At 67.5% G+C, this 9,444-nt stretch carries 10 protein-coding genes and 1 pseudogene; 10 read left to right on the top strand and 1 reads right to left on the bottom strand.

Annotation, left to right across the window (positions count from 1 at the left end):
- The 8 genes and pseudogenes from Q8M82_RS04680 to Q8M82_RS04645 all read left to right on the top strand — a co-directional run.
- A pseudogene (locus Q8M82_RS04680) lies at positions 1-141 on the top strand (IS5/IS1182 family transposase); the annotation flags it as partial.
- Between the two features lie 11 nt (positions 142-152).
- Entirely contained in the window at positions 153-614 is a 462-nt protein-coding gene (locus Q8M82_RS04675; RefSeq protein WP_305690217.1) for a hypothetical protein, read from the top strand.
- Positions 615-779: 165 nt separating this feature from the next.
- Positions 780-1,079, top strand: coding sequence for a metal/formaldehyde-sensitive transcriptional repressor (locus tag Q8M82_RS04670; protein WP_305690216.1), 300 nt, complete (start codon positions 780-782; stop codon positions 1,077-1,079).
- Between the two features lie 28 nt (positions 1,080-1,107).
- The gene (locus Q8M82_RS04665; protein WP_305690215.1) at positions 1,108-2,232 is read left to right on the top strand and encodes an S-(hydroxymethyl)glutathione dehydrogenase/class III alcohol dehydrogenase; all 1,125 of its coding nucleotides are present in this window, start codon (positions 1,108-1,110) and stop codon (positions 2,230-2,232) included.
- A gap of 188 nt (positions 2,233-2,420) precedes the next feature.
- Complete coding sequence (fghA, locus tag Q8M82_RS04660) at positions 2,421-3,260, top strand: S-formylglutathione hydrolase (protein ID WP_305690214.1); 840 nt, start codon at positions 2,421-2,423, stop codon at positions 3,258-3,260.
- A 111-nt stretch (positions 3,261-3,371) separates the two neighbouring features.
- A complete protein-coding gene (locus tag Q8M82_RS04655; protein WP_305690213.1) occupies positions 3,372-3,740 on the top strand; it encodes a YciI family protein in 369 nt (122 codons plus the stop codon).
- A complete protein-coding gene (locus tag Q8M82_RS04650; RefSeq protein WP_305690212.1) occupies positions 3,740-4,984 on the top strand; it encodes an RNA polymerase sigma factor in 1,245 nt (414 codons plus the stop codon). The genes Q8M82_RS04655 and Q8M82_RS04650 overlap by 1 nt, the downstream gene beginning before the upstream one ends.
- Positions 4,985-5,059: 75 nt before the next feature.
- Positions 5,060-5,476: a low affinity iron permease family protein gene (locus Q8M82_RS04645; protein WP_305690211.1), complete on the top strand. Its 417-nt coding sequence runs from the start codon at positions 5,060-5,062 to the stop codon at positions 5,474-5,476.
- Between the two features lie 13 nt (positions 5,477-5,489).
- Here Q8M82_RS04645 and Q8M82_RS04640 read toward each other — a convergent pair whose 3' ends face one another.
- A complete protein-coding gene (locus Q8M82_RS04640; RefSeq protein WP_305690210.1) occupies positions 5,490-6,257 on the bottom strand; it encodes an SDR family NAD(P)-dependent oxidoreductase in 768 nt (255 codons plus the stop codon).
- A 138-nt stretch (positions 6,258-6,395) separates the two neighbouring features.
- Between Q8M82_RS04640 and Q8M82_RS04635 the strand changes: the two genes are divergently transcribed.
- Both Q8M82_RS04635 and glmM read left to right on the top strand, forming a co-directional pair.
- Positions 6,396-7,433, top strand: coding sequence for an L-idonate 5-dehydrogenase (locus tag Q8M82_RS04635; protein WP_305690209.1), 1,038 nt, complete (start codon positions 6,396-6,398; stop codon positions 7,431-7,433).
- 242 nt (positions 7,434-7,675) lie between these two features.
- Positions 7,676-9,019, top strand: coding sequence for a phosphoglucosamine mutase (glmM, locus tag Q8M82_RS04630; RefSeq protein WP_305690208.1), 1,344 nt, complete (start codon positions 7,676-7,678; stop codon positions 9,017-9,019).
- Positions 9,020-9,444 lie beyond the last annotated feature (425 nt).

Here is a 9,444-nt window from a genome sequence, read left to right as displayed (position 1 = left end):
GCCGTCGAGCGCTTCTTCAACAAACTCAAACACTTCAGGGCCGTCGCCACCCGCTACGACAAGCGAGACGACAACTTCCTCGCCTCAGTCCAACTCGCTTCAATCCGAATCTGGCTGCGAAGTTATGAGTCGGTCACCTAGGCCTCACCGCCGTGATCGACCCGAGCTTCAACCGGATCGACCCCGACGGCGCCGGCCGCTTCACGACCTATAATACGGGCCTGCGCCTCTTCGCCGACAAGACAATCGTGCCCGGTAAGCTCTACGCCGCGCTCAATCTCTCGCAGGACATGACTTGGACGGGCCCGGACCCTTACGGCCGGTCCTCGGCCTTCACGGTCGGCGGCTCGCTCGCCTGGCAGGTGCTGGACGGCGTCTATCTGAGCGGCGAGGTCCGCCACCAGCGCGCCTACAACACGCTCGGCTTCGGCAAGGAGGCGGGCTACGCCACCTTCGCCGGCCCCGGCGTGTTCTGGCAGGCGACCAAGGCGTTCGCGATCTCGGCCGCCTACAACGTGCAGGTGGCGGGCAAGGCCAAGGGCCAGCCCGGCGATCTCGACCTGACCAATTTCAGCCAGCACCTCGTCAAGGTGAAGGCGGCCTACAGCTTCTGACCACGATCACCGGCGCGGGCCACGCTCGCGTCACGAAATGGATCTACCGAGGCGGGTGCAGCAATGCGTCCGCCTTTTCCGTCAGCGCGTGCGCTCGCGTTGACGCCCACCGGCGACGCCTCTAGAAAGAGTGCAACGATACTCCACCCCAGTATCGGAGAGCCGATGCCGCATACGCCCGAAGAGAAGAAGCGCGCGGTGACGCGGCTCAAACGCATCCGCGGCCAGGCCGATGCGCTGATCGCCGCGGTCGAGCGCGGCGAGCCCTGCGGCGCCCTGCTGCAGCAGCTCTCGGCGCTGCGCGGTGCCGCGACCGGGCTGATGGCGGAGGTGCTGGAAAGCCATCTGCGCGAGACGCTGATGGGCCAGACCTGCGGAGACCACGACGCCCACGACCCTGCCCGCGCCAGCGAGCCGGCCGAGATCGGCGAGATCATGCGCGTGATCCGCCCCTATCTGAAATGACCCGAAAAACCGAGGAAGGAACCGCCCGATGAAGACCCGTGCCGCCGTCGCCTGGGAAGCAGGCAAGCCGCTCACCATCGAGACCATCGAGATCGGCGGCCCGAAGGCCGGCGAGGTCCTGGTCGAGGTCATGGCGACCGGCATCTGCCACACCGACGCCTACACGCTGTCGGGGATGGATTCGGAAGGGAAATTTCCCGCGATCCTCGGCCATGAGGGCGCGGGGATCGTGCGCGAGGTCGGCGCCGGCGTGACCTCGCTGAAGCCGGGCGACCATGTCATCCCGCTCTACACGCCCGACTGCCGCAGCTGTAAGTCCTGCCTCTCGCGCCGGACCAATCTCTGCACCTCGATCCGCTCGACGCAGGGCCAGGGCGTCATGCCCGACGGCACGAGCCGCTTCTCCTGCGATGGCGGCCAGGGAGACGGAACGATCTTCCACTATATGGGCTGCTCGACCTTCGCGAACTTCACCGTCCTGCCCGAGATCGCGCTGGCCAAGGTCCGCGAGGACGCCCCCTTCGACAAGATCTGCTACATCGGCTGCGGCGTCACAACCGGCATCGGCGCGGTGATCTACACCGCCAAGGTCTGGCCCGGCGCGAATGTCGTGGTCTTCGGGCTCGGCGGCATCGGGCTGAACGTCATCCAGGGCGCCCGCATGGTCGGCGCCGACAAGATCATCGGCGTCGACATCAACCCGGCCAAGCAGGAGATGGCGCGCAAGTTCGGCATGACCGACTTCGTCAATCCCAAGGAGGTCGGTAACGACAAGGTCGTCCAGGCCATCGTCGATCTCACCGGCGGCGGCGCCGACTTCTCTTTCGACGCCACCGGCAACGTCAACGTCATGCGCCAGGCGCTGGAATGCTGCCATCGCGGCTGGGGCGAGTCGATCGTGATCGGCGTCGCCGAGGCCGGCAAGGAGATCGCGACGCGCCCGTTCCAGCTCGTCACGGGCCGAGTCTGGAAGGGCACGGCATTCGGCGGCGCCCGCGGCCGCACCGACGTGCCCAAGATCGTCGACTGGTACATGGAGGGCAAGATCAACATCGACGACCTGATCACCCACAAGCTCAGCCTCGACGAGATCAACCACGGCTTCGACCTGATGCATGAGGGCAAGTCGATCCGCAGCGTGGTGGTGTACTGAGCGCCGCTTTCCGGCCTTATCGATAGGCCACTGAAACACCCCGTCATCCCGGACAAGCGGCGGCAGCCGCGCTAATCCGGGATCCATGCCTGAACCGTTCCGGAATGGATCCCGGGTCTCCCTTCGGTCGCCCGGGATGACGAAGAGGGTACGGATGGCGCCGACGCAAGAAGCAAAAGGAACCGCTTATGGAACTCGTCTCGTCCTCGAAGGCCTTCGGCGGCTCGCAGCGCGTCTATCGCCATGACAGCGCGGCCTGTGCCTGCCCGATGACCTTCGCGATCTTCCTGCCGCCGCAGAGCGAGGAGGGGCCGGTTCCGCTGCTCTGGTATCTCTCGGGGCTGACCTGCTCGCATCAGAACGTCATGGACAAGGGCGAGTACCGCGCCGCCGCGGCCGCCAACGGCGTCGCGATCATCTGCCCCGATACCTCGCCGCGCGGCGAGCACGTGCCCGACGAGCCGGGCAACTGGCAGTTCGGCTCCGGCGCCGGCTTTTATCTCGACGCCACGCAGGAGCCCTACGACAAAAACTACCGCATGGAGACCTATATCCGCGACGAACTGCCCGAGCGGGTGGCGCGGCATTTCCCGGTCGACATGACCCGCCAGGGCATCTTCGGCCATTCCATGGGCGGCCATGGCGCGATCACGCTCGCCCTCAAAAATCCCGAGCGCTACGCCTCCGTCTCCGCCTTCGCGCCGATCGCGCAGCCCTCGACCGCCGGCTGGTCGCGGCCCGCTTTTGAAAAATATCTCGGCCCCGACGAGGCGAGTTGGCGCGCCTATGACGCGACGCTGCTGATCGCCGACGGCCACCGAGTCAAGGACCTGCTCGTCGACCAGGGCACCGCCGACGGCTTCCTCGACGAGGGCCTGCGGCCGCAGCTGCTCGAAATCGCCTGCGCCGCGGCCGGGATCCCGCTCGAGCTGCAGATGCGCGAAGGCTACGACCACTCCTACAACTTCATCTCGACCTTCATGGCCCAGCATATCGCCTGGCACGCGCAACGGCTGGCGAAGGCCTGAGAGCGGTCGGCGGAATTTTTTTCTGCCGCCTGTCGAAACCGGCCGGGGCTGGACGTCATCATGGCAGCCGGGGGATGGTTCCCCGGCGTCAGGTGACGAGGAGTTCGCCCCATGCAGTACATGCTCATCTTCCGCGAGACGGACACCGAATTCGGAATGCGCGACGATCCCGAAAAGGCTCCCGCCTATTGGGGCTCGTGGATGGCTTATGTCGGCGCGCTCAACCAGGCCGGCATTGTGGTCAGCGGCGCGGGGCTGCAGCCGCCACACACCGGCACCATGGTCCGCATACGCGACGGCCGGCGCCAGGTTCAGGACGGTCCCCACCCCGACACCAAGGAGCAGCTCGGCGGCTATTTCGTCATCGACGTGCCGGACCTCGACGCCGCGCTGGACTGGGCGGCGCGCAGCCCGGCCTCCGCCTATGGCTCGACCGAGGTGCGCCCGGTGCTGCCGCCCCCGCCGCAGCCGGGCGGCTGATGGCCGGCGAGGCAGGAGCCGACGCGGCGCGGAGGGCGGCCGATCTCGCCGCCCGCGCCTCCTATGGCCGCCTGCTCTCGCTGCTGGCCCGCGACTGGCGCGATCTGGCGGCTGCCGAGGATGCGCTGGCGGAAGCCTTCCGGCTTGCGCTCGACCACTGGCCCTCGGACGGCGTCCCGGCCCGGCCGGAAGCCTGGTTGCTGACGGCCGCGCGTCGCCAGCTGATCGATGGACGCCGCCGCCAGAGCATTCGCGCGGCGGCGGAGCCGACCCTGGCCCTGCTGGCGGAGCAGGATGCGCGCGAAGACGGCGCCGCCTTTCCCGATGAGCGGCTCAAGCTGCTCTTCGTCTGCGCCCATCCGGCGATCGACGCCGCCTCCCGCGCACCGCTGATGTTGCAGGTCGTGCTGGGCCTCGATGCCGCCCGCATCGCCCAGGCTTTCCTGACCTCGCCTGCGGCGCTGGGCCAGCGACTGGTGCGCGCCAAAGCCAAGATCCGCGATGCCGGCATCGCCTTCGTCATTCCTGAACGCGCCGAGCTGCCCGGGCGGCTCGATGCCGTGCTGCAGGCGATCTACGCCGCCTATGGCAGCGGCTGGGACGACATCGCGGGTGCCGATCCCAGGCGCCACGGCCTCGCGGAGGAGGCGATCTGGCTGGCGCGCCTCGTGATCCAGCTCCTGCCCGAGGAGCCGGAGGCGCGTGGCCTGCTCGCGCTGATGCTGCATGGCGAAGCGAGGCGCGGGGCCCGCAGGGCGGCGGACGGCGCCTTCGTGCCCCTCGCCGAGCAGGACACGACGCGCTGGTCGACCCCGCTGATCCAGGAGGCGGAAGCCGAGCTGGCGCGTGCCGCCCGGCATGCGACGCTGGGGCCGTTCCAGCTCGAGGCGGCGATCCAATCCGTCCATGCCGCCCGGGCGGTGACGGGGCGCACCGACGCCACCGCCCTGGCCCGGCTCTATGAGGGGCTCGCCCGGCTCGCGCCGACGACCGGGGTGCTGGTCAGCCGGGCGGCGGCACTGGCGGAAGCTTCGGGCGCAGAGACCGGGCTCGCGGCCTTGGCCGCGCTGCCCGCCGGCGACGTCCTGTCCTATCAGCCGTTCTGGGCGCTCAAGGCGCATCTGCTGCGCCGGTCCGGACAGGATGAAGCCGCCCGCGAAGCCTATGGTCGCGCCATCGGCCTGAGCAGCGATCCGGCTGTACGTAACTTCCTGATGCAGGCGTCCCAGCGCGCGACGGACTGAGCCTGCCGAGCCGGGAACGCGCAGGACAGGCCGGACGTTGCACCCGCGACCCACAGGGGTCAGGGGGACTTCGTCATGGCATCGCGCTCCGATCCGCTCACCAACCGCACGCTCTTCACCCGCCTCTCGCAGGCGACCGCGCGCTGGGCCGGCAAGCCGCAGATTTTCGCCGTCGCGGTTTCGGCTATCGTGATCTGGGGCCTGTCGGGACCCTTTTTCGGCTTCAACGACACCTGGCAGCTGGTGATCAATACCTCGACCACCATCATCACCTTCCTGATGGTGTTCATCATCCAGAACAGCCAGAACCGCGACACCGCGGCCATGCAGATCAAGCTCGACGAGCTGCTCGCCAAGGTCGAGGGTGCGCGTCAGGAGTTGATGGATCTCGAAGAACTCGACGAGGAGAAGATCGAGGGCATCCGCAAGGAGTTCGAGAAACGGGCGCGTGCGGCCCGCGAAGGCCGCCCGCTCGCCGAAGAGAAAGTCTGAGCTCCACGAGCCCTCACACCACCGCGGTCAATCCACCATCGACCATCAGCAGATGGCCGTTGACGTAGTCGGATGCCGTCGAGGAGAGGAAGATCGCCGCGCCGACCAGTTCCTTGGTCTCGCCCCAGCGCCCGGCCGGCGTCCGGTTGCAGACCCAGGCGGTGAAGGCTTCGTCGGCGATCAGCGCCTTGTTGATCTCGGTGGTGAAATAGCCGGGGCCGATCGCATTGGCCTGGATGTTATGCTTGCCCAGTTCGGCGGCGAGCCCGCGCGTCATCATCTTCACCGCGCCCTTCGAGGCCGTATAGGGGATGATCGTCGCCCGCCCGAGCTCGCTCATTACCGAGCCGATGCTGATGATCTTGCCGCGCTTGCGCGGCAGCATCCGCTTCGTCACGGCCTGGGTGACGTAGAAGACCGAGTGCAGGTTCGTCGCCATCACCTCGTGCCAGCCCTCGACCGGGAACTCGTGGATCGGCGCGCGCTTCTGCATGCCGGCATTGTTGATCAGGATGTCGATCGGCCCGATCTCGGCCTCGATCTTGGCGACGCCCGCCTCGACGGCCGGCTGGTCGGTGACGTCGAAGGGCGCGACCGAGACCTTGCGACCGGCAGCCGCAATCGCCTGCGCGGCGCGCTCCAGCTTCGCGCCGTCGCGCCCGTTCAGCACGACATGCGCCCCGGCCTCCGAGAGCCCTTCCGCCAGCGCCAGCCCGATGCCCTGGCCGGAGCCGGTGACGAGGGCGATCCTGCCCTCCAGACTGAACAGCGACAGAGACATGGCGGAACCTCGCGAACAGGATCGCCGGCATCTTTCGAATTGCGCCGGCTCGGCGAAAGTGGGTAAGCAGCTTTCAATCGATTAGACAATATCGGAGAGGCTGTCGGGCCTCCGTCAGCCCTCATCGGGGAAGAAGCCATGCGCGCCGTCGTCATCCACGCCGAAAAGGACCTCCGCGTCGACGAGGTCGCGGTCGGCGAACCCGGTCCGCGCCAGGTCCGCGTCAGGATCGAGGCCGGCGGCATCTGCGGTTCCGACCTGCATTACTATCTGCATGGCGGCTTCGGCACGATCCGCGTGCGCGAGCCGCTGATCCTCGGCCATGAGATCGCCGGGCGGATCGAATGCGTCGGGGCCGAGGTCACGCGCGTCAAGGTGGGTGACCGCGTCGCGGTCAATCCGAGCCGCGCCTGCGGGCAGTGCCGTTACTGCCAGATGGGCCAGCAGCAGCACTGCACGGACATGCTGTTCTATGGCAGCGCGATGCGCTTCCCCCATGTCCAGGGCGGCTTCCGCGAGATGCTGGTGATCGAGGAGCGCCAGGCGGTGAAGGTGGCAGACCATGTCAGCGCGGCCGAGGCCGCCTTCGCCGAGCCGCTCGCCGTCTGTCTCCACGCCGTCAAGCGCGCCGGCCCGCTGCTCGGCAAGCGCGTTCTCGTGACCGGTTCGGGGCCGATCGGCATCCTCACCATCATCGCGGCTAAGGCCGCTGGCGCGGCCGAGATCGTCGCGACCGACGTGGTCGACGGACCCCTGCCCACGGCGCTCAAGATGGGCGCCAGCCGCGCCATCAACGTCATGGCGGAGCCGGAGCGGCTGAAGGCGGACTACGGCGCCGAGAAGGGCGCCTTCGACGTCATGTTCGAGGCCTCGGGCAACCAGCATGCCCTGGCCGGCGCCTTCGACGTGGTGCGCTCGGGCGGCGTGATCGTGCAGATCGGCGTCGGCGGCAACTTCACCCTGCCGATGAACGTCGTCGTCGCCAAGGAATTCGACCTGCGCGGCTCCTTCCGCTTCCATGAGGAGTTCGACTGGGCGGTGGCGATGATCGGCTCGAAGACGATCGACCTCTCGCCGCTGCTCACCGCCACGATCCCGGTCGAGCGCGCGATCGAGGCCTTCGACCTCGCCGCCGACAAGTCGAGGGCGATGAAGGTTCAGCTCGCCTTCGCGTGAGGTGAGCTTTCTCTCAGCCCTCATCCTGAGGAGCGCTCCGCAGGAGCGTGTCTCGAAGGATGTTCCATCCTGCGCCGGAGCCTCCTGAAGCATCCTTCGAGACGCCGCTTCGCGGCTCCTCAGGATGAGGGCTGAGGATTTGGCCCCATCTACGATCCGTCACAAATCGTGACGAGCCGGAAACCTATTCCCGCTATAAAACGCAGCCGAGCGGGCTCCTCGCCCGGTTGGACGGACACGACATGACACGCAAATATTTCGGCACCGACGGCATTCGCGGACGCGCCAATGGCGTGATCACACCGGACCTCGCCCTCAAAGTCGGGCAGGCCACCGGCCTCGCCTTCCAGCGCGGCACGCACCGACACCGCGTCGTGATCGGCAAGGACACGCGCCTTTCCGGCTACATGATCGAATACGCCATGGTCGCGGGCTTCACCTCGGTCGGCATGGACGTGATGTTGCTCGGCCCGATGCCGACGCCGGCGGTGGCCATGCTGACGCGCTCGATGCGCGCCGATCTCGGGGTGATGATCTCCGCCTCGCACAACGCCTATGAGGACAACGGCATCAAGCTGTTCGGCCCCGACGGTTACAAACTCAGCGACGAGGTCGAGAGCGAGATCTCGGCGCTGATCGATTCCGATCTCTCGCCGCGGCTTTCGACCTCGCCGGCGCTGGGCCGCGCCAAGCGCATCGAGAGCGCCCATGCGCGCTATATCGAGTTCGCCAAGCGCACGCTGCCGCGCAATCTCAGCCTGGAGGGCCTGCGCATCGTCATCGATTGCGCCAATGGCGCCGGTTACAAGGTCGCGCCCGAGGCGCTCTGGGAGCTGGGAGCCGAGGTCATCGCCATCGGCGTCGAGCCCGACGGTTTCAACATCAACAAGGATGTCGGCTCGACAGCGCCCGAGGCGCTGATCGCCAAGGTCCGCGAGCTGCGCGCCGATATCGGCATCGCGCTCGACGGCGACGCCGACCGCGTGCTGATCGTCGACGAGCGCGGCCAGGTCGTCGACGGCGACCAGCTCATGGCCGTCATCGCCCGCACCTGGCAGGAGGATGGCCGGCTGTCGCAGCCCGGCGTGGTCGCCACCGTGATGTCCAATCTCGGGCTGGAGCGCTATCTGGCGGGGCTGGGCCTCAGCCTCGCCCGCACGGCAGTGGGCGATCGCTATGTGCTCGAGCACATGCGCAGCCATGGCTTCAACCTCGGCGGCGAGCAGTCCGGCCACATCATCCTGTCGGATTTCGGCACCACCGGCGACGGTCTGGTCGCCGCGCTGCAACTGCTCGCGGCGGTGAAGCGGCAAGACCGGCCGGTCTCCGAAGTCTGCCATGCATTCGAGCCTCTGCCACAGATCCTCAAGAACGTCCGCTACGCCAATGGCAAGCCGCTCGAGAAGAAGCCGGTCGTCAGCGCCATCGAGGCGGCGCGCCAGCTGCTGGGCGAGAGCGGCCGCCTCGTCATCCGCCCCTCCGGCACCGAGCCGGTGATCCGCGTCATGGCGGAGGGCGACGACCGCGACCTCGTGATCCGCGCCGTCGACGACATCGTCGATGCCGTGACCAAGGCGGCGGCGTAGGGTCAGGTAGCCCGACCCCTGCCCGAGCGTCATCCTGGACAAGCGGCGCAGCCGCGCAGGCCGGGATCCATCATAGGGCTCCGTCGTCGCCCTATGATGGATCCCGGGACGAAGCTTCGCTTCGCCCCAGGATGACGGCGCCGTTCCTGAAGGGTCGGCTTATAAAGCTCTCCGCCTTCTCCCAATGCCCTGCGCACGCCGGCACAACACACACCTCCCCGCCCATTAATCTCCCGGCAAGTATTCGGGCCGCGTTCAGACTTTTTTGAGGTTAATTCCTAAGGTTAAGCCTCGTTTAAGATTTTACCGGCATGGTCTGGCTGTCGGTAACTCGCGCGGGCTGCGTTCTTGGCGCCGCGCAAACTCGAGGGACACTGCCATGGGCAGCCTGAAACTTTTTGCGCTGGCGGGCGCCATGGCGCTCG

The organism is Allobosea sp. (genome assembly GCF_030694325.1).
In the GTDB taxonomy this organism is placed as follows: Bacteria; Pseudomonadota; Alphaproteobacteria; order Rhizobiales; family Beijerinckiaceae; genus Allobosea.
This window is presented reverse-complemented; position numbering and strand designations above follow the sequence as displayed.